Raw genomic sequence first — 20111 nt, 5'->3', positions numbered from 1 at the left:
ATGAAAAGATCTTATAAATTTATTGTAGCCAGCGCAGGATGTTTAAGCGCTTTTCTGGTAACTCAAAAACTGGATGGTGCAATACAAAGGGAATGGTGGGAGGTATTTATCCCTATATGGTGTGCAATACCTGCATATTTTATAATTACCAGTCTTTTTATATTTATACGTAATGTATTAACTTCAAGAGATACTTCTGTAGATGAAATATTTGATGGTGAAAGTTATATATCTTCCTTGCCGTATTTTCTTACATTTCCCTTAATGTTTCTACGCTATAACAATCTGATTGTCATGCCGTGGAAGTTTATATTAATCCCTTATTTACCGATGCTTTTAGTTATAATAATCATGGGCATTGCCTTTTTGGTCTATATACCATCTGCAATAAAGAGCTCCTGTAGAGAAAAAGCCCTGAAGCGGTTTCCCCCTGAAGACTTAGAGAAACTGGACTGGGAAAGCATGAAACATTGCCTGCTTGACATAAAATCAGAGCTTCCTCAGTTTGAGTTCAGTGAACCCAATTGGGATTACAGCCGCAAATACACCATTGAAGCCCGAAAGAACGGGTACATCGTAGGAGCTGGGTTCTATTTCCGCAATAATATATATGCTGTTTGTACGTATATATATGGACGCGATGTAAGCCAACTGGATATAGAAGGATTTACGCTCAATCCTAACAATTCGTGGGACTACTTTTCGTGGCTTATCTGGACAGAAGATGAGTACTCCGAATCGCGTTTCAAAAAAGAAATAATTGTACGATTGAAACAGATTAAACCGTTTTTTATATCAAAACAACAAGAAAATGAGAATACGATACCGTCCCTGGAGCAAACTCCAAACAGCTCTATACCGCATAATTGACCCAAATGTAGGATTTCAGATACATTGCATAACATACCCAATGCGTAGCAAGACTGGATATGCTAACGACGACATGCCACGTTATTGGATTACCATAGGAAAAAAAATCATATGGGACTATCCCCAAATATTCACCAAAGAAGAACTGAGAGAACAGTTTTATCCTTGGATGGGAGATACATCCGATATTTCTTGCTTAATTAGAGAATATATTGATTGTCCTGATTGGGAATTACTCACTCATTCATTTGAAGACCGATGGCACTTAGTACCCATACTGATAGCGTGCGATAAACGCATAGGTAAAAGACGCTTGACTTTACTTTTGAAGCAAGACAATTTTGCCCAAGTACATTGGATTATCCGAAAAAGATTGGGCACCTCCCTACTGATTTTGTAATCTATTTTATTTGTCAAACTCCCGGTTCATTCATTTGCATCGGGATATTTTTTTACTAAAACTATCAATTATAGAAGCATTATTTGTATTGGAAATAAACGTGTTCTACAAAAAGCGCAGAAAATCTCGTGAAGATTATCCTGAAATTGAAATCCAAAGAGAAAGATTCTCATATGACCTTTGTCCGGAAGAAGCCCGCCGGTTGATACCTGCAAATATAACTTTGCTTGAAGATTGCGGCATAGAATATGACGGCATTACCTTCTACGCTATTTCCTGTAGGATGATTCAGCAAATGCAATGGTTGGGAGAAGAATGTGGATTGTCTTATAAAACGGATTTTTTGATTACCCACATTCCCCCGAAAGGTATATTGGATGAAGATACGGGTAGCGAGATATTGAAACAAATAATTTTAGAGCGCCAACCGAAATTTCATCTTTTCGGCCATGTGCATTATACAGGAGGACTATGGGAAGAAAAGTGGAGCACAAAGTTTGGCAATGTCTCCACCTTTCAGGCACTTTGCAAAACAAATGATTAATCCGAGTTATAGCGTTTCCCGTTTTGGTCTATAATATGTTGACATACCAGATGGGCTTCTACCCAAAAATCATTTAACCGCAATAAGTCCGGAATGGAGTAAGGTTTGTGAGTGCAAATGTCATGTATGGCATGACACACGATAATATGCTTCAGTTCCGGACGGCGTAAATGTCCTTCTGCCCATGTCACTCCATCATCCCATACATCCACACATTGTAACTGCTCATCTGTCATATCCGATGTGTTTTTGGGTGAATAATTACAAGAACATTCTTCGATTTCGGGAAGTCCCCCATTGTATTCTTCAAGTAAACAACAACAAATTAGTTCTATCATGTAAGCAAAATCGGAGCCATAATAGCTGTCTTCCGGCAATTTCAATATAGACTCCACCCCACAGAACACATACCTCAGTGTACCACAAATGACATAATCGTCATCAAAAGATTCATCTTTGGGGCTATTAATCAATGTACGATAGAGATTTGCCATGCGATGATACATCTTCTTGGTCAAACTATTCAGCAATTCGTTTACCGCTTCAAAGCGTTTGATTTCCTGCGAAGTGGCTTGAAACATCTGGTTGAGAAGCAAACTTCTTGTACCTATCAGATCTTGTATCTTTTCTATCTGTACTGCACCAATGTGCCTTAAATCAAGGCTACCCTTTTCCTGTTCGCCCATGAGCTTTTTGATTTCCGCTTCCACTTCCAATAACAATGCCCGTTTCTTGTCCACATCATTTTCTTGATAGATGTAATCCGCCAAATCGTCTGCATATAAATCCATAATCGTCTTATTTATTTAATGATTTAGACTTTGAGGTTGAGTATATCGCATAAAAAAGGCTTTGAGTATTTCCGTATATCATGGGAAATGAGCAAATTAGATGTGATAAAAAACATTACTCAAAGCCATGAGCAAAATTACAAAAATTCCGTTAGAAATCCGCAATTTTTTCAGTGAGAAACGTCGCAGTGCCGTTATGGACTCATTTACACACCTACTTGAAAATGTCAACTTGGACTGTCGTAGTCTTGGTGGAATGAAGCGTGACAACTGTCAGCTCACAAACCACCAGGTGTTCCCAATATTAGTGTTGCTTCCATTCTTTGCAATAAAAGGGCTCTCACATTACGATGGTTCTGTCCTAAGCCGGATGTTTGGTCGAAAAAAGGATGCACTGTATTCCTATTTGTCACAAGACGACATCAACTGGCGAAAGGTGATATACCGCATAACCAATTGGCTTCTAATGAAAGTGACAATGCGGAACGATCACAAGAAAAGCAAATTGCCGACAGTACTGATAGCAGATGACACAGACCTTCCTAAGGCAGGCTTTCACATGGAAGACATTAGAAAAATTTTCTCACATGTACACCATACGAAACAAAGTTCTATTTGAGTATTTAGAAGTCGTGACGGTTGTGGCTGAAATCACTGAGGCTGGGGCTGAATCTGAAGATTTGAATATGCAGGTCATTGAAAACGACAAGAGGTTGGCTGCTCTTAAAGCCTACGCTATGACAGCCTAAGTCTAAATCCGAAACTTGAGTTAAGTTATTATATACACCAATGGATTGCTTGAACAGGAAGCTTCCGAAATAGTACGCATACAGCGCACTTATACCAATATGGGAGTGTACAACAACAATAAGATGGGTCAATGTAAAAACCTGAGGGGTAAATTTATAAGTTATTATCTTTGTCTCCAAATTCATAGCTTATGGAGTTAAACGGTTATCGCCTTCTTCTTCCTGAAGGCACTTTAGAGTACTTTGATCTTGTTGATGTGAAGGAAAGCGTAAATGAAGTTGTGATCTACCTTGAGGAAAAAAATATCGTTCCTGAGAAGTATACAGATCAGGATACTGAGAGTAAAGGCTTTTATGATCCTGTTATTGTTCAGGATTTCCCTCTTCGTGGCAAGAAGGTCTTCCTTAACATTCGTCGTCGTCGCTGGCTCTTAAAGAAGCATAATGAGTATATCTCTCGTAACTGGCGTATGGTGGCTGAAGGTACTCGTATGACGCAAGATTTTGCGTCTTTTTTAAAAGAACTATATTGATAGCTATCCGATCAGTTGCAAGCTCTTAGGTGTTTTATATGGAGTTGACGGAGATTTATTGGAGCGTCAATACCGTAACCATCTAAGTGGTTATCTCCATTGGGACCAACTTGTTCATGCAGAGGATTGGCTACTATTCGAAAAGAATATCGGTGCTTATATCTGTATTGATGAGGTAGCCCTCTCGCGTGGAGAACTCTATACTGTACTGATCAATAAAGAAGCTCACGGTGGTAAAGGTAGTATGATTGCTATCATTAAAGGTACGGACGTTCATACGGTCACTTCTGTCCTGCTTAAGCTATCCCGTCGCCGCCGTTACCAAGTGCGCGAGATTACTTTGGATATGGCTCCTAACATGGAGCAGATTGCCCGCATCTGCTTTCCTGCGGCCAAACGTGTTACCGATCGCTTTCACGTACAGAAGTTAGCTTATGAAGCGGTGCAGGAGACGCGTGTAAAAGCTCGCTGGGAGGCTTTGGATGAAGAGTCCACTCAGATTGCTTATGCAAAGGCCTGTGGAAAGATGTATCATGCACCTGTTTTCGCTAATGGAGATACAAGAAAGCAGTTGTTAGCGAGAAGTATTTATCTGCTTTACAAGAAGGAATCCTTATGGACTCAGTCTCAAAGAATACGAGCTGAAATTCTTTTCAAGGAATATCCCGATATAAAGAAAGGATATTATCTGTCTATGCGGTTAGGCTTAATCTATCATCAGTGTAAGTTTAAGGATATTGCTTTGACAAGGCTGGCAAGGTGGTATGATGAGGTAGATAAATCAGGGTTCCTCACCTTTGGAAGGGTCGCACGTTCTATACAAACACATTATCTGAATATAATCAATTTTTTTGAAAGGAGGGCAACCAATGCTGCAGCAGAGTCATTCAATGCTAAAATCAAAGCATTTAGAGCACAGTTCAGAGGAGTAAAAGATAGAGTTTTTTTTTATATAGACTTGCTAAATTATAGGCTTAAATATAAAATCCCTCAGATTGTTACGTTGACCCTTGCCCCCCCATCAGCAAACCAACGAGTTACGAGGAGTAGAAAAGAAAAACGGAGAGAGTTTTTCAACTTTCTCCGTTTCAGTACCCAGACCCGGGGTCGAACCGGGATGGAAGTGAATCCACTGGTGTTTGAGACCAGCGCGTCTACCGATTCCGCCATCTGGGCAAGTTTGATTTCTCAAATGCGGTGCAAAGATACAGCTTTTTTCTAAACCTGCAATACTTTTCCTAAAAAAAGGCGAAAAAAACGATAAAACCGACTTGAATCATTCCTTGTTTGTAAAATATGCAGTACATTAGCAGAAACTTTTAAAATCAATAGCATGGTAACCAATAAGGATAATTTCTGTGTAATTATGGGCGGAGGAATCGGCAGCCGTTTCTGGCCATTCAGCCGCAAGACACTTCCAAAACAGTTTCTGGATTTCTTTGGTACGGGACGTTCCTTGCTGCAGCAAACCTTCGATCGCTTCAAGCAGGTAATCCCCATGGAAAATATACTTATCGTAACAAACGACTTATATGCCGACCTTGTAAAAGAACAGCTTCCCGAACTTAAACCCGAACAGATTCTACTGGAGCCGACACGCAGGAATACAGCTCCCTGCATCGCGTGGGCTTCCTATCATATCCGCGCCTTGAATCCGGACGCCAATATAGTGGTAGCTCCTTCGGACCACTTAATTCTGAAGGAAGGCGAATTTCTGGCCGCTATCGAAAAAGGACTGGACTTCGTTTCCCAATCGGATAATCTGCTGACACTCGGTATCAAGCCCAACCGTCCAGAAACTGGATATGGTTATATACAAATAGCCGAAACCGCTGGTGATAACTTCTACAAGGTAAAAACCTTCACTGAAAAGCCCGAACTGGAACTGGCAAAAGTATTCGTGGAAAGCGGAGAATTCTATTGGAACTCCGGTCTGTTCATGTGGAACGTAAATACCATCATTAAGGCAAACGAAGCCCTGCTGCCCGAGCTGACATCCAAACTGGCCCCTGGCAAAGATGTGTACGGAACAGCCCAGGAGAAACAATTCATTGATGAGAACTTCCCGGCTTGCCCCAATGTATCTATAGACTTCGGCATCATGGAAAAGGCTGACAATGTATATGTATCATTAGGCGATTTCGGTTGGTCTGATTTAGGAACCTGGGGGTCTTTGTATGATTTGTCTCCTAAAGATGAGGCAGGCAATGTAGCTCTAAAATGTAAATCACTCATCTATAACAGCAAGGACAATATCGTGGTGCTGCCCGACAACAAACTTGCAGTTATCGACGGTTTGGAAGGTTATCTCATAGCCGAGTCGGACAATGTATTACTGATTTGCAAGAAGGATGAAGAACATACCATCCGCAAATATGTGAATGACGCCCAGATAAAATTGGGAGAAAAATACATTTAAATTAAGAATTAAAGGATAGGTGCCGAAGGTAAAAATAGCGGGAGTTGGATGAGTTCCAACTCCCGCTTCCGTTTATTTAGGGGAGGAAAATAAACCGGTTAAAGCGCTGCACGGATGGCTTCCGCCACAGCTTTGAATTCTTCGTCCGTCAGTTTCAGTTTGGGATTGGAAAAAAGCATATCTTTTTCGTTCTGCATAGGAATCAGATGTATGTGCGCATGAGGCACTTCCAGCCCCAATACCGCTTCTCCTACCTTTCTACACGGGAAGGCCTTGCCAATGGCAAGCGCCACTCTCTTGGCGAAAACATGCATCGCCGCCAAATCCTCATCATTCAAATCGAAAATATAATCTACTTCCTGCTTGGGAATGACCAATGTATGACCTTTTACCAACGGATTGATGTCAAGGAACGCAAAGAATCTGTCATCCTCCGCCACCTTGTAGCAAGGTATTTCACCTGCGATAATTCTACTGAATATTGTTGCCATAGCTATAAATTATAAAATAAGGCAAGCCCGTATGCGGACCTGCCTTCCTTTAAAAGGATATGTTCACTACTTCCAGGTTAATCATGCCCTGCGGAACTTTGATTTCTGCGATGTCACCTACTTTCTTGCCAAGCAGACCTTGTGCAATCGGAGTATTCACGGAAATCTTTCCTTCCTTCAGATTGGCTTCACTTTCGGAAACGATGGTATAAACCATCTTCATGCCATTCTTCACGTTCTTAAGCTCTACTTTATTAAGAATCTGTACAGAATCGGTTTTCAACTTCGACTCATCAATAATCTTGGCGTCGGCAATGGTCAGCTTCAAATTGTTAATTTTCATCTCAAGCATACCTTGAGCTTCCTTGGCAGCGTCATACTCTGCATTTTCCGACAAATCACCTTTGTCACGCGCTTCGGCAATGGCAGCCGATATTTTGGGACGTTCCACTGTCTCCAGGTGTTTCAATTCGGCCATTAATTTCTTGTAGCCGTCTTCTGACATATAAGCCATACTTTTTCCTCCTTAAATGTTATGTTAGTTTTTAATGGTACTATAAACAAAAAAGAATTCCAACATGGTCAGCATGCTGGAACCCTCTTTCCGATTTTCCTTTGCAAAGATAGCCTTTTATGCAATGCGTGTCAAGCATAAAAGGCTGCTTTGTAACATATTTAAACGAAAACTTCTTATTTATAACATGTTACAGCAATGCTTTCACTGCCGCCTCCAAGTCTTTAACACTCTCTCCACGGGCACTCAACTCATTGTTCTTGTTAACCAGGAACACAGAAGGCACATTCTTCACATTATAAGAAGCCGCTATAGACGAATAAATACCATTGCCGTCGCGCACACAAATCCAAGGTAGATTGTCGGCAGTTGTTTTCCAATAGTGCTCGTCTGCATCCAGAGAAACCTGATAAATTTCCAATCCCTGGGCAGCATACTTGTCGTACAAGTCACGCAACATATAATTATGTGTAGCAGAAACGGCACTCTGATAAACAGTGAAGTCCACAATAACAGCCTTGCCCTTCAATTCGCTCAACTTACGTGTATTGCCCTTCATGTCACGTAGGTTAATGTCGATGATGCCGGTTTCGGAAATTGCCTCTTCAGGGATTTCCACCACCTTCTGTTGCGGAGTACGGGTATTCTTCATTCCCTTTATTACAATGTTGTAGAGGTTCTTGGAACGGTCTGCATCCGGATAATAATTGTTCAGGCTGGTTGCCACGGCTGCAAAACACTTAACGTCTTCCTTATTGTTCAGAGGGTCGAAAATCAAATAATTATTCAACTTCTGAAACAAGGCGAAATAGGCGGCAGCCGTATTGGGAGCGGCAAAAATATAGCTGATTTTCACTTCATCCTTATAGTTCTTCAATAAAGAGGCGAGACTATCCTCAAAAACATCAGCGCCTATCTTATGTGCCTGCACCGACTGCAGCAATGCATTCACATTGTCCTGAAGCTTCATCTGCTTCAACGTCAAGTCCTTTATCTTCGAGCTGTTCGGAGAACCTTCGACCGTATAGGCAGTGGCAAAATCGGTATAAGGTGCCCTTACCAAAACCGTTTCCGTCGAATCTACCGAGAAATTAATAACCTTGTCGTCTACCCGCAAACGGTAGAATTCCGGAGACACCGGACGTACCTGCTTGAAGTGGAAAGAACCATCCCCTTTTAGTTTTACAGAATCCAAAGGAACAATACCTTCCAATGCCGAGGCTTCCAAATAAAGCATCTTGCCGTCGGCACCAGACACTTCACCCTCTACTTTGAATTTAGGTTCGGAATTACATGCACCCAATGCTATTGCAGCAAGTGCCATAAAAAAGATTTTCTTCATATCGTATCTTCAGTTTTGTTTTGCAAACGTGCCTGCAAATATACTTCTTTTCAAGTTCAGTCAAAGCATTTTCCCACGTTCTTACATATAGAAAACAGCAAAAAACAACTAAATACAAACTTTTTATCTCATTCCCACCATTTTACATGAATAAATTATGTATCTTTGCACGAATTTTGAAAGAAAATTAGATATAAAACATTTTTTATGATTAACCCAATTGTTAAGACGATCGAGCTTCCTGATGGCAGAACCATCACGCTCGAAACGGGAAAGCTGGCAAAACAGGCAGACGGTTCTGTAATGCTTCGTATGGGCAATACCATGCTTTTAGCTACTGTTTGTGCCGCCAAGGACGCAGTTCCCGGAACAGATTTCATGCCATTACAAGTAGAGTACAAAGAAAAATTCTCCGCATTCGGACGTTTCCCCGGCGGTTTCACAAAACGTGAAGGACGCGCTTCTGACTACGAAATCCTCACTTGCCGCCTCGTTGACCGTGCTCTCCGCCCCTTATTCCCTGATAATTTCCATGCAGAGGTATACGTAAACATCATTCTTTTCTCGGCAGACGGCGTAGATATGCCCGATGCTCTGGCCGGACTCGCTGCTTCTGCCGCACTTGCAGTTTCAGATATCCCCTTCAACGGACCTATTTCCGAAGTACGCGTAGCACGCATCAACGGACAATTTGTCATCAACCCTACCTTTGAACAACTGGAGCAAGCCGATATGGATTTGATGGTGGGCGCCACTTATGAAAACATCATGATGGTGGAAGGCGAAATGGACGAAGTTTCCGAGCAGGACTTGCTGGAAGCTATGAAGGCCGCACACGAAGCCATTAAGATTCAGTGTAAGGCACAGATGGAACTGGCAGAGGAAGTAGGCTCTACCGTGAAACGCGAATATTGCCACGAAGTGAACGACGAAGAACTTCGTAAAGCCGTTCACGACGCTTGCTACGACAAGGCTTATGCCATCGCCGCTTCCGGAAACAAGAACAAGCACGAACGCATGGATGCTTTCGATGCCATCCGCGAAGAATTCAAGGCACAGTTCTCCGAAGAAGAATTGGAAGAAAAGGCAGCCCTCATCGACCGTTACTATCATGATGTGGAAAAAGAGGCGATGCGCCGTTCCATTCTGGACGAAGGCAAGCGCCTTGACGGACGTAAGACCACCGAAATCCGTCCTATCTGGTGTGAGACCAGCTACCTGCCCGGTCCTCACGGCTCCGCTATTTTCACACGTGGCGAGACACAGTCTTTGTCTACAGTGACTTTAGGTACCAAGTTGGACGAGAAGATTATCGACGACGTATTGGAACACGGAAAAGAACGTTTCCTTCTGCACTATAACTTCCCTCCGTTCTCTACAGGCGAAGCTAAGGCACAACGCGGTGTAGGCCGCCGTGAAATCGGTCATGGGCACTTAGCATGGCGTGCCTTGAAGGGGCAGATTCCCGCAGACTATCCGTACGTAGTACGCGTAGTATCCGACATCCTCGAATCAAACGGTTCTTCTTCCATGGCTACCGTATGTGCCGGAACTCTGGCATTGATGGATGCAGGTGTGAAAATTAAGAAACCGGTATCAGGTATCGCCATGGGATTGATTAAGAATGCAGGCGAAGACAAATATGCCGTATTGTCCGACATCCTCGGTGATGAGGACCACTTGGGCGACATGGACTTCAAAGTGACCGGAACAAAAGACGGTATCACCGCCACTCAGATGGATATCAAAGTGGATGGTCTGTCATACGAAATCCTTGAAAAGGCTTTGCTGCAGGCTAAAGAAGGCCGCGAATATATCTTGGGAAAAATTACCGAGTGCATCGCCGAGCCTCGCGAAGACCTGAAACCTCACGCTCCGCGTATCGAGACAATGACCATTCCTAAAGAATTCATCGGTGCTGTCATCGGTCCTGGTGGAAAGATTATCCAAGGTATGCAGGAAGAAACCGGTGCCACCATCACAATTGAAGAAGTGGACAACATCGGTAGAATCGAAATCGCCGGTACCAACAAGAAGAGCATCGATGATGCTATGCGTATCATCAAAGGCATTGTGGCTGTCCCTGAAGTAGGCGAAGTCTACAAAGGCAAGGTACGCTCCATTATGCCTTACGGCGCATTCGTTGAATTCCTGCCGGGTAAGGACGGTTTGCTCCATATCTCCGAAATCGACTGGAAACGTCTGGAAACAGTGGAAGAAGCCGGTATCAAGGAAGGTGACGAAATCGACGTAAAACTTCTCGACATCGACCCGAAGACCGGAAAATTCAAGCTGTCACGTAAAGTATTGCTTCCAAGACCGGAAAGACAAGAAAGACCGGAAAAGAAATAAGAAATCTCTTATTCTTTAAGCATATAAAGCCTGGTGGAGCTCCATCAGGCTTTCTTTTTGTCCATACAGCCAGAATGGCTCCGAAAAAACAAGGCACAATGCTTGCATATTCCAAAAAGATTATGTTTTTTTGCTATATAAAGCCTTATATTCCATAAAGAACCTCAATTAATGTCCGGTTTAAGGAGCCTACATACTATGAATCTTTTCTCACGCTTTTTCCAGGAAAACCAAGAAAAGTTTTTGGCCTTTGCTTATTCTTATCTCAGGGATAAAGCGGAAGCGGAAGACGTTGTGATGGAATCCATGATTGCCCTATGGGAAAATCGAGACCGCTGGGAAGAAAATAGTAACCTGCATGCCCTGCTGCTGACCATCATAAAGAACAAAGCCCTGCACGTACTCGAGCACAAGCAGGTGCGTCTACGGGCGGAAGAAACCATCAGTAGCCACAACCTGCGCGAATTGGACTTACGTATCTCCACCCTGAAAGCCTGCGAACCAGACAAGATATTCAATACGGAAATACAACATATCGTAAATAAGACCTTGCAGGAAATGCCCGAACAAAGCCGGAGGATATTCATGTTGAGCCGATACCAGAACCTGGCAAACAAGCAGATTGCCGATAGCCTGAACATATCACTTAAGACCGTAGAGGCACACATCACCAAAGTGCTGCGAATTCTCCGGCTGAGACTGAAAGATTATCTTATAACTATACTCATTATATTAATATCCTAAAAAGATGCCTCTACGGAATAGGGTTACCGCCCACTTTCCGGTTATATATACAAAAGGTAAAAAGAGCACATTTTAGAAAAGAAACAAATTATTGACAATGAACCAAGAGCTATTATATAAATATTTCAAAGGTATTACTTCCATTGAAGAAGAAAAGATGATACTCGACTGGGTAGACGCCTCGGATGAAAACCGGGACACCTTCCTGAAAGAGCGCATGATATATGACATTTCCTTGTTCTCGGACAAACAGGACAACAATGAAAAGAAAACGGTGCGCATCATGCCGATGCTCCGCTGGACGGCCCGCATAGCCGCCGTCACCATTGTCGCCATAGCCGGTTATTTCATCACCTCCGACTTTCTATATAACAAGGAGGTACAATTGCAAACAGTCACCGTGCCTGCCGGACAACGGGCGCAGATTACCCTTGCCGATGGAACGCGCGTATGGCTGAACTCCAAGTCTACCATGAAATATGCCGCCAACTTCGGACGCAACGAACGGAATGTGGAGCTGGACGGAGAGGCCTACTTTGAAGTAGCCAAAAACAAGAGTATCCCATTCTATGTACATACAGAAACGAACAAGGTAAAAGTTGTAGGAACGAGTTTCAATGTTTGTGCCTATAGTGGGAGCCATGAGTTCGGAACCACATTGGTAGAAGGTGTCGTCGATATCTATCCGGCCAACAGCAGCCAGATAATCACCAGGTTGCAGAAAGACGAGGTATTTCTCAATGAAAATGGAAAATGCAGAAAGACCGTCCTTCCTTCCTATGAATATCTACGCTGGAAAGAGGGACTATACTGTTTTGACGACGCCCCATTCAGCGGCATCCTCAGTAGACTGGAGAAATACTATAACGTAAAAATAACCGTTGCCAGTCCCCAACTGCTGAACTACAGCAGCTTTACCGGCAAGTTCAGAGAGCAGGACGGTATCGAACACATACTGCGGACCATCTCGAAAGACCATCCTTTCAAGTTCCGCATCAACGAAGAAAAGGACTCAATTGTTATATATGAGTAAGAAAAAAGATCGGAAAGTACCCCCATACTTTCCGATCCGAAACAGTCAAAAATCGACCTTAATCAATTTATTAACTTAACACAGTGACAAAGATATGAGAAAAATTTTGTTGATGAGGCTTTTTTATCTAAAAAAATTAGATTTTAAGCAATTATTGCAAACCTATGAAAATCACATTATTCCTTCTCCTGCTTGTTATATTTCAGGTATACAGCGGGAACTGCTACTCTCAGAATGCCAGGGTCAGCATTCAAAATGCCCGGCTGAGGGTAGGGCAAGTTCTCGAGCAAATTGAGTCGCAAACAGAATACTTATTTGTATATAACAAACAGAACGTCGATGTACACCGTACCGTCGACATCCATGCAAGTAACCAAACTGTTTCCAAAGTACTTGACCAAATGTTCAAAGGGACAGACATCAAGTATGTGATGGAAGGCAAAAACATCGTTTTAACCAAAAACAGCAGGAGTGCTGAGGATAAGACAGACACTCTGCAGGAAATGGCTACTGTAAGAGGAAAGGTGACGGACTCCAGAGGTGAACCGATTATCGGTGCCAACATTCTTGAAAAAGGGACCGCCAATGGTGTTATCACCAATACCGAAGGAGAATTTAGCATGAATATCCCTCCTTATGCCACTATTGTCGTATCCTACATCAGTTATGAACCGCAAACCATTGCCCTGAACGGTAGAAACAATCTCCACATCCGGATGGAAGAAAAGAACCTCACCCTGGAGCAGGTAGTGGTAACCGCCATGGGTATCCAGAAGAAAATGTCCTCATTGACCTATTCTACCCAACAGATAAGCAGCAGTGAGCTGACCCGTGCCAAAGAACCGAACATGATTAATACACTGGCAGGAAAGACGGCCGGAGTACAAATCAACAAAACCGCCAATTTAGGAGGTTCTGCCAAAGTCGCCATCCGCGGTGCACGCTCTGCATTTGCCAGCGGCAACAACCAGCCCTTGTACGTAATTGACGGTGTTCCTATGCTGAACAGCTCAACAGAATCCACCTCCACCGTAATCGGCGGTAACAACGATGGATTGAACCGTGATGCCGGTGATGGGATTTCCAACCTGAATCCGGACGATATAGAAAGCATAAACATCCTGAAAGGTTCTTCTGCCGCCGCACTTTATGGCTCGCAGGCAGCTAATGGTGTCATTCTGATCACCACTAAAAAGGGAAAAGCCGGACTGCAGCGCGTTACATTCTCCTCCAACCTGACCGTGAGTCACGCCATCAGTACCCCCGAATTCCAAAATACATACGGTCGCAACGAAGATGGCGGTACGGCAAGCTGGGGTACAAAAAGCAATGTAACCGACTATGACAACATAGGCGAGTTCTTCAGCAATGGCATCACGACTTTCAATTCGCTGGCCATCACTACCGGAAATGAAAAAGTACAAACTTATTTCTCATACGCCAACACCACGGCTAAAGGAATTGTAGACAACAACAAGCTACAGAAAAATAACCTGAACCTACACGAAACGGCCAGCCTCTTCAACAACAAGCTGAAACTGGACGGCATTGCAACACTAATGACCCAAACCGTCAAGAACTCCCCTGCTACCGGCGGCTATTATCTGAATCCGCTGGTCAGCTTGTACAGTTTCCCACGTGGCGTAGATATGAGCACTTACAGAGAAAACTTTGAAACGTGGAATGCCGACCGCAATATGATGACACAAAACTGGATTGAAAAGAATGGAGATGGTACCGTCAGTGAATGGGGACAGAATCCCTACTGGTTGAAAAACCGCGTGCTCAGTAGCAACAAGCGATATCGCGCTATCGCATCGGCCAGCGCCAATCTGCACATTACGGATTATTTCAGCCTGCAGGCACGGGGTAATGTGGATTATATCAGTGATAAATTCGACAATAAGATGTATGCCACTACAGCTCCCAACATCGCCGGCAAATACGAGGACAAGGAAAACGGACGTTACATCTGGTCGGACAGCCAAGAAATCCAAGTCTACGGTGACGTAATGGCCTTGTTCAACAAGGAATTTGATGACTTCTCCCTCAACACGGCACTGGGTGCCAGCATCAACATGAGTAAAGTCAACTCCCTGACAATAGACTCAAGGCTTGCTTCCCTCTACAAACCGAATGTATTTACCGTCCCCAATGTAGTGATGGACTCCAAAGCAGCCGTAAACCAGAGCATCGACAGCAAACGCACGCTCCAATCAGTATTTGCCACCATGCAGTGGGGCTGGAAAGGATTACTATACCTGGACATTACCGCACGTAACGACTGGTCATCCACACTGGCCTACACAGACAGCAAGAATACCGGATTCTTCTATCCCTCCATAGGGGCTACCTGGATTCTTAACAAAGCCTGCTCCCTACCCCAATGGATAAGTTTTGCCAAAGTGCGCGCTTCGTGGGCGGAAGTCGGTAATGACCTTCCGATAGGAATCACCAATCCGGTAGACATCATCATGGTAGGCGGCAGTATCAATGTAAATACCGTAGAACAGCGTGGTGACCTAAAACCGGAAATCAGCAGCTCCATCGAATTCGGTACAGAATGGCGTTTCTTCCACCACCGATTCGGGATGGACTTCACTTGGTATCAGACCAATACCAAGAATCAGTTATTGAGAATGGACAACCCCACGGGCTCCACCTACAAATACCGGTATGTCAATGCCGGAAAAATACGCAACCAAGGCTTTGAGCTGACGGTAGACGCCACTCCGCTACTATACAGAAACTTTTCGTGGAAGAGTCTCATCAACATGTCCGCCAACAAAAACAAAGTAGTGACCCTGCATCCTGACTATCCGGAATTTTCCTACTACGAAGAAGGTTTCAATGCTGGCTATCAGATGCACGTCAAAGAAGGAGGTAGCCTGGGGGATATTTATGGAAATGCTTTCCGCCGTAATGAGGATGGCAGCATCATGGTTGATGAAACCAGCAAAAGGCCTTTGGGAAATACCGGAAACAAGGATTTGCTTGGGAATGCCAATCCTGACTTCACTATGGGATGGAGCAATACACTTACCTACAAAGACCTGGAGCTCTATTTCCTGATAGATTTCCGCTTCGGCGGCGAAGTCATGTCACTGACACAGTCCGAACTGGATGCCAACGGCGTGACCAAAGTCACCGAAGAGGCCCGAACCCGGGGATATGTAGAATACCAAGGACAGAAGTTCAACGACCCGAGAGCATTCTACAGTGCAGTAGGCGGCAGAAATGCCATCTCCGAATATTATATGTACGACGCAACCTGCATCAGACTCCGTGAAGTATCACTGAGCTATTCTTTCCCGAAAACGATACTGGAAAATAGCAGATTCATAAAGGGAATCGACGTATCATTGGCAGCGCGCAACTTGTGCTTTTTCAAGAAGGAAGCACCGTTCGACCCCGATGCAGTGATGTCCGTAGGCAACAACAATCAAGGAGTAGACGTGTTTGGCATGCCTACTACCCGGAATATCGGCTTTAACCTAAGATTTACCTTTTAAAATGAATACCTTATGAAAAACAAGTGCATCATATTCCTTTTCTGCCATAGCATGCTGCTGCTTACAGCTTGTACCGGTGGTTTTGAGAATGACAACGAAATCAAAGGAGGTTTCTCGGATGACAAAAAGGAAATAGACTTCCAGAACTTGACTGCTCCATTCGAACCCATACAGTCGGGTATCTACTTCAATATAGGTTCTGTAGGCTTGAACTGGGTATGGCAGATGACACAATCCCTAAACCACGACATGTTCTCCGGCTACTTCATGGACCCTATTCCTAAATTCATGAAATCCAACGCCTGCTACAACCTGAACTCCGGCTGGACCAATGCTGCATGGCAATGTACTTACGGATATGTCTACACGGAAGTGCAGAAGGCAGAAAAGAACTTTTATGGCAATGACAACCTGAAAGGCTATCTCGGCATTACTGAAATCTTGAAAGTAGAACTGATGCACCGCATTGCCGATACATATGGTCCGCTGGTCTACCACCAATTGGGTGAGGTACCCCGGGTTTACGGACTGCAGGAAGCCTATACACGTTTCTTTGCAGACCTGGACGAAGGGCAGCAATTGATAAGGGAATACCTGGACGAAGGAGGTGACAACAACAAATTCAAAGAGTATGATATGCTGACCAACGGCAAGACCTTGAAGGACTGGTTGAAGTTTGCCAACTCACTGCGTTTGCGCCTTGCCATGCGCATCTCCAATGTGGATGCAACACTTGCCAAAGACCAAGCAACCAAAGCACTGAATGACAATCAAGGTGTACTGGAAGGTGCAAGGGAAACCATCGCTGTAATGGGCAAGAACTATATCAATCCTTTGTGTGCCGTTGCCGGTTGGGGTGAAGTCTACATGAATGCCTCGATGGAATCCATTGTCAACGGTTATGAGGACCCGCGTGGCAAGAAATGGTATAACACCGCCCTGCTCGAAGGTTGTAGAGAGCAATTGTTAGGCATTCCCATCGGCTTACCCATGAAAGACGGTGACGCCAACATTTACAGTTCCTGCTCTTCCCTCAACACAAGCACCATCGGCGAAAAGACCGGAGCCGTATTGATGAGTGCGGCAGAAGTCTGGCTACTCAGGGCCGAAGCAGCCCTCCGCGGCTATACCAAAGAAAATCCCCGCACATGCTATGAATACGGTGTAAGTACTTCATTTACACAGTGGGACTGTGCCGGTGCTTCCGAATATCTGGAAAGCAATAAAACCCCTGCCGATTATAAAGATGTAGTCTCAGGCGGCAAGGTGGGCAAGGACATGAAAGCCTTGATTACCATCTCCCCAAAATGGGAAGAAGATGCAGACATAGAGACAAAACTCGAAAAGATTATTACCCAGAAGTGGCTGGCATGCTGGCCCGAAAGTTATGAGGCATGGGCCGAGCAACGCCGTACCGGATACCCCAAACTTTTCAAGGTCCAAAGCAACACCGGAAAAGTGATTGATACGGATATCATGATCCGCCGCCTTCCGTTCTCGACGGATGCCGCCACTGCCGACCCGGCACAATACGCTACCCTCACGGAAAAACTGGGTGGCGCAGACAATGGCGCCACCCGCCTTTGGTGGGATACGGGGAAAAACTCTTTTTAGAACAGACTCCACGCAACCGTAAGCCCTGCCATCACAATGGCTACCATGCTCATCAGCTTGATCAGGATATTCAAACTCGGACCGGATGTGTCCTTGAACGGGTCTCCTACGGTGTCACCCACGACTGTAGCTTTGTGGACTTCACTGCCTTTGCCGCCAAAGTTGCCTTCTTCCACATATTTTTTGGCATTATCCCATGCACCACCGGCATTTGCCATGAAGATAGCAAGCACGAAACCGCTACTCAATCCGCCAATCAGCAGGCCGAGCACACCGGGAACACCGAAAATAAGTCCCGTCGCAATCGGAGTAATGATAGCTATCAGTGACGGAACCACCATCTCGCGTTGCGCCCCTTTCGTCGAGATTGCCACACAACGCTCATAATCAGGCTCCGTCTCTCCCGTAAGGATTCCCTTAATTTCGCGAAACTGGCGGCGCACTTCGTCTACCATATGGGCCGCCGCACGACCTACCGCATTCATCGTCAATCCACAGAAAAGAAATGCCATCATCGAACCCAGGAACATACCGGAAAGAACTTTTGGATTCATCAACGTCACATCATAGTGATGCATAAAGTCGAAGAAAGTGGCATCTTGAAGAGCCACGGCATCGCCATGAGGAAGCGACAATTCGGTAGCCCCGAGGCGGGTCAGCCCAATACGGATTTCCTCGACATAAGAGGCCAGCAAAGCCAATCCCGTCAAAGCGGCGGAACCGATGGCAAAGCCTTTGCCCGTAGCAGCTGTAGTATTACCCAAAGAGTCGAGCGCATCGGTACGCTTACGCACCTCCTCACCCAGACCGGACATTTCCGCATTGCCACCCGCGTTGTCGGCTATCGGTCCGTAAGCATCTGTAGCAAGCGTGATGCCCAATGTAGAAAGCATACCTACCGCAGCAATGCCAATACCATAGAGCCCCAGACCCACATTAGAGAAGTCGAAGCCCGAAGCAAAGAGATAAGAAGCAATAATACCCATCACCACGGCAATCACCGGAATAGCCGTAGATAGCATTCCCAAGCCTATACCGGAAATTATAACTGTTGCCGGACCAGTCTTTCCGCTTTCACTCAGCTTTTGGGTAGGACGGTAGGATTGGGAAGTATAGTATTCCGTAGAACGCCCAATAATAATGCCTACTATCAAACCTACTATCACGGAGCAGGAAATCCACAGCCAATTGTCCAGTTTCAGCAACCATAAAATAAAGAAAGTGGCAATGACTATCAGAATAGAGCTGAGATTAGTACCGAAAGCCAGTGAGTTCAGCAAGTCCTTCATCTTCGCATTCTCTTTGGTACGCACGGAGAAGATACCGATAATGGAAAGCAATATACCAACGGCTGCAATCAGCATCGGAGCGATTACGGCCTTAAACTGCATCAGCGTATCACCCGAGTGGATAAAAGCCGCAGCACCGAGGGCAGCCGTAGCAAGGATAGAACCGCAATAACTTTCGTACAAATCAGCCCCCATACCTGCCACGTCGCCTACATTGTCGCCTACATTATCCGCAATCGTGGCAGGATTACGCGGGTCGTCTTCGGGGATACCGGCTTCCACCTTTCCCACAAGGTCGGCACCTACATCGGCAGCTTTTGTATAGATACCGCCACCTACGCGTGCAAACAATGCCTGCGTGGAAGCGCCCATGCCGAAAGTCAGCATGGTAGTGGTAATGATGCAGAGTTTATGGGTGGGAGTCATTACCTCTTCCGGAATTACAGCATTCAGCAACAGATACCAGAAAGATATATCAAGCAAGCCAAGGCCAACCACTACCAGTCCCATCACCGCACCGCTACGGAAAGCCACGCGTAGTCCGGCATTCAGCGATGTGCGTGCCGCATTGGCAGTGCGAGCCGATGCGTAGGTGGCCGTCTTCATACCCAGAAAACCGGAAAGTCCGGAAAAGAATCCTCCGGTAAGGAAAGCAACCGGTACCCAGGAGTTCTGCACTCCGAAACCGTATGCCATAATGGAGAAAAGGATAACCAGCCCCAGAAATACCCAGCCCACAATCTTGTATTGTTGGCGGAGGTAAGACATAGCACCTTTGCGCACAGCAGCGGCAATCTTAATCATCTGAGGGGTACCCTCACTTTCTTTCATCATCTGACAATGGAAATACCAGGCAAAGTAAAGTGCCAGAACGGAAGCGGCTGGAACCAGCCAAAATAGGATTTGGTCCATAG

The 20111-nt window shown here is 44.9% G+C and carries 15 protein-coding genes, 1 tRNA gene and 1 pseudogene; 11 read left to right on the top strand and 6 right to left on the bottom strand.

The genetic code is table 11. The annotated features are described in order from the left end of the window. Window positions 1-870: a hypothetical protein gene (locus tag ITJ87_RS05270; RefSeq protein WP_117964257.1), complete on the top strand. Its 870-nt coding sequence runs from the start codon at window positions 1-3 to the stop codon at window positions 868-870. Between the two features lie 500 nt (window positions 871-1370). Beyond that, window positions 1371-1814 carry a hypothetical protein gene (locus ITJ87_RS05265; protein ID WP_147327323.1) on the top strand — a complete coding sequence of 148 codons (444 nt, stop codon included), beginning with the start codon at window positions 1371-1373 and terminating at the stop codon, window positions 1812-1814. Here ITJ87_RS05265 and ITJ87_RS05260 read toward each other — a convergent pair. Next, a complete protein-coding gene (locus ITJ87_RS05260; protein ID WP_117599770.1) occupies window positions 1811-2605 on the bottom strand; it encodes a hypothetical protein in 795 nt (264 codons plus the stop codon). The two genes, ITJ87_RS05265 and ITJ87_RS05260, sit on opposite strands and share 4 nt — an antisense overlap. Window positions 2606-3192: 587 nt before the next feature. Here ITJ87_RS05260 and ITJ87_RS05255 point away from each other — a divergent pair. From ITJ87_RS05255 to ITJ87_RS05245, 3 genes and pseudogenes are all read left to right on the top strand, one after another. Beyond that, window positions 3193-3354, top strand: coding sequence for a hypothetical protein (locus ITJ87_RS05255; protein ID WP_158562817.1), 162 nt, complete (start codon window positions 3193-3195; stop codon window positions 3352-3354). Between the two features lie 191 nt (window positions 3355-3545). Continuing rightward, window positions 3546-3887, top strand: a complete 342-nt coding sequence (locus ITJ87_RS05250; RefSeq protein ID WP_117964259.1) for a hypothetical protein — start codon at window positions 3546-3548, stop codon at window positions 3885-3887. 58 nt (window positions 3888-3945) lie between these two features. Next, window positions 3946-4859: pseudogene (locus ITJ87_RS05245) on the top strand (transposase). Between the two features lie 120 nt (window positions 4860-4979). On the opposite strand, the gene ITJ87_RS05240 reads toward ITJ87_RS05245, so the two are convergent. Further along, window positions 4980-5063: transfer RNA gene (locus ITJ87_RS05240), tRNA-Leu, on the bottom strand. A gap of 157 nt (window positions 5064-5220) precedes the next feature. Between ITJ87_RS05240 and ITJ87_RS05235 the strand changes: the two genes are divergently transcribed. Next, window positions 5221-6306 carry a mannose-1-phosphate guanylyltransferase gene (locus ITJ87_RS05235; protein ID WP_117599773.1) on the top strand — a complete coding sequence of 362 codons (1086 nt, stop codon included), beginning with the start codon at window positions 5221-5223 and terminating at the stop codon, window positions 6304-6306. A 98-nt stretch (window positions 6307-6404) separates the two neighbouring features. On the opposite strand, the gene ITJ87_RS05230 is transcribed toward ITJ87_RS05235, so the two are convergent. From ITJ87_RS05230 to ITJ87_RS05220, 3 genes are all read right to left on the bottom strand, one after another. Beyond that, entirely contained in the window at window positions 6405-6797 is a 393-nt protein-coding gene (locus tag ITJ87_RS05230) for an HIT family protein (RefSeq protein WP_117599774.1), read from the bottom strand. Between the two features lie 49 nt (window positions 6798-6846). After that, complete coding sequence (gene greA, locus ITJ87_RS05225; RefSeq protein WP_005824394.1) at window positions 6847-7311, bottom strand: transcription elongation factor GreA; 465 nt, start codon at window positions 7309-7311, stop codon at window positions 6847-6849. 190 nt (window positions 7312-7501) lie between these two features. Then, complete coding sequence (locus tag ITJ87_RS05220; protein ID WP_117599775.1) at window positions 7502-8653, bottom strand: thioredoxin-like domain-containing protein; 1152 nt, start codon at window positions 8651-8653, stop codon at window positions 7502-7504. A 207-nt stretch (window positions 8654-8860) separates the two neighbouring features. On the opposite strand from ITJ87_RS05220, the gene pnp reads away from it, so the two are divergent. The 5 genes from pnp (at window position 8861) to ITJ87_RS05195 (ending at window position 17908) form a co-directional block, all read left to right on the top strand. Next, a complete protein-coding gene (gene pnp / locus ITJ87_RS05215; RefSeq protein ID WP_117599776.1) occupies window positions 8861-11005 on the top strand; it encodes a polyribonucleotide nucleotidyltransferase in 2145 nt (714 codons plus the stop codon). A 171-nt stretch (window positions 11006-11176) separates the two neighbouring features. Beyond that, window positions 11177-11749 (top strand): RNA polymerase sigma-70 factor, encoded by a 573-nt coding sequence (locus ITJ87_RS05210; protein WP_117599777.1) that lies wholly within the window; start codon window positions 11177-11179, stop codon window positions 11747-11749. Between the two features lie 97 nt (window positions 11750-11846). Beyond that, a complete protein-coding gene (locus tag ITJ87_RS05205; RefSeq protein WP_117599778.1) occupies window positions 11847-12782 on the top strand; it encodes a FecR family protein in 936 nt (311 codons plus the stop codon). A gap of 164 nt (window positions 12783-12946) precedes the next feature. Continuing rightward, window positions 12947-16294: a SusC/RagA family TonB-linked outer membrane protein gene (locus ITJ87_RS05200; protein ID WP_196096315.1), complete on the top strand. Its 3348-nt coding sequence runs from the start codon at window positions 12947-12949 to the stop codon at window positions 16292-16294. Between the two features lie 12 nt (window positions 16295-16306). Continuing rightward, on the top strand, window positions 16307-17908 hold the full coding sequence (locus ITJ87_RS05195; RefSeq protein WP_117964263.1) for a SusD/RagB family nutrient-binding outer membrane lipoprotein: 1602 nt from the start codon (window positions 16307-16309) through the stop codon (window positions 17906-17908). Here ITJ87_RS05195 and ITJ87_RS05190 read toward each other — a convergent pair. Beyond that, a complete protein-coding gene (locus ITJ87_RS05190; protein ID WP_195690913.1) occupies window positions 17905-20109 on the bottom strand; it encodes a sodium-translocating pyrophosphatase in 2205 nt (734 codons plus the stop codon). The two genes, ITJ87_RS05195 and ITJ87_RS05190, sit on opposite strands and share 4 nt — an antisense overlap. Window positions 20110-20111: the final 2 nt, after the last annotated feature.

Source organism: Bacteroides sp. HF-162, assembly GCF_015679285.1.
GTDB classification, from domain to species: domain Bacteria; phylum Bacteroidota; class Bacteroidia; order Bacteroidales; family Bacteroidaceae; genus Bacteroides; species Bacteroides uniformis.
This window is presented reverse-complemented; position numbering and strand designations above follow the sequence as displayed.

What these genes read in the sequence shown, in the direction of transcription:
- ITJ87_RS05270 (WP_117964257.1), top strand. Translation starts at nt 1, where the DNA reads ATGAAAAGATCTTATAAATTTATTGTAGCCAGCGCAGGATGTTTAAGC.
- ITJ87_RS05260 (WP_117599770.1), bottom strand. Translation starts at nt 2,605, where the DNA reads ATGGATTTATATGCAGACGATTTGGCGGATTACATCTATCAAGAAAAT.
- ITJ87_RS05255 (WP_158562817.1), top strand. Translation starts at nt 3,193, where the DNA reads ATGTACACCATACGAAACAAAGTTCTATTTGAGTATTTAGAAGTCGTG.
- ITJ87_RS05250 (WP_117964259.1), top strand. Translation starts at nt 3,546, where the DNA reads ATGGAGTTAAACGGTTATCGCCTTCTTCTTCCTGAAGGCACTTTAGAG.
- ITJ87_RS05235 (WP_117599773.1), top strand. Translation starts at nt 5,221, where the DNA reads ATGGTAACCAATAAGGATAATTTCTGTGTAATTATGGGCGGAGGAATC.
- ITJ87_RS05230 (WP_117599774.1), bottom strand. Translation starts at nt 6,797, where the DNA reads ATGGCAACAATATTCAGTAGAATTATCGCAGGTGAAATACCTTGCTAC.
- greA (WP_005824394.1), bottom strand. Translation starts at nt 7,311, where the DNA reads ATGGCTTATATGTCAGAAGACGGCTACAAGAAATTAATGGCCGAATTG.
- ITJ87_RS05220 (WP_117599775.1), bottom strand. Translation starts at nt 8,653, where the DNA reads ATGAAGAAAATCTTTTTTATGGCACTTGCTGCAATAGCATTGGGTGCA.
- pnp (WP_117599776.1), top strand. Translation starts at nt 8,861, where the DNA reads ATGATTAACCCAATTGTTAAGACGATCGAGCTTCCTGATGGCAGAACC.
- ITJ87_RS05210 (WP_117599777.1), top strand. Translation starts at nt 11,177, where the DNA reads ATGTCCGGTTTAAGGAGCCTACATACTATGAATCTTTTCTCACGCTTT.
- ITJ87_RS05205 (WP_117599778.1), top strand. Translation starts at nt 11,847, where the DNA reads ATGAACCAAGAGCTATTATATAAATATTTCAAAGGTATTACTTCCATT.
- ITJ87_RS05200 (WP_196096315.1), top strand. Translation starts at nt 12,947, where the DNA reads ATGAAAATCACATTATTCCTTCTCCTGCTTGTTATATTTCAGGTATAC.
- ITJ87_RS05195 (WP_117964263.1), top strand. Translation starts at nt 16,307, where the DNA reads ATGAAAAACAAGTGCATCATATTCCTTTTCTGCCATAGCATGCTGCTG.
- ITJ87_RS05190 (WP_195690913.1), bottom strand. Translation starts at nt 20,109, where the DNA reads ATGGACCAAATCCTATTTTGGCTGGTTCCAGCCGCTTCCGTTCTGGCA.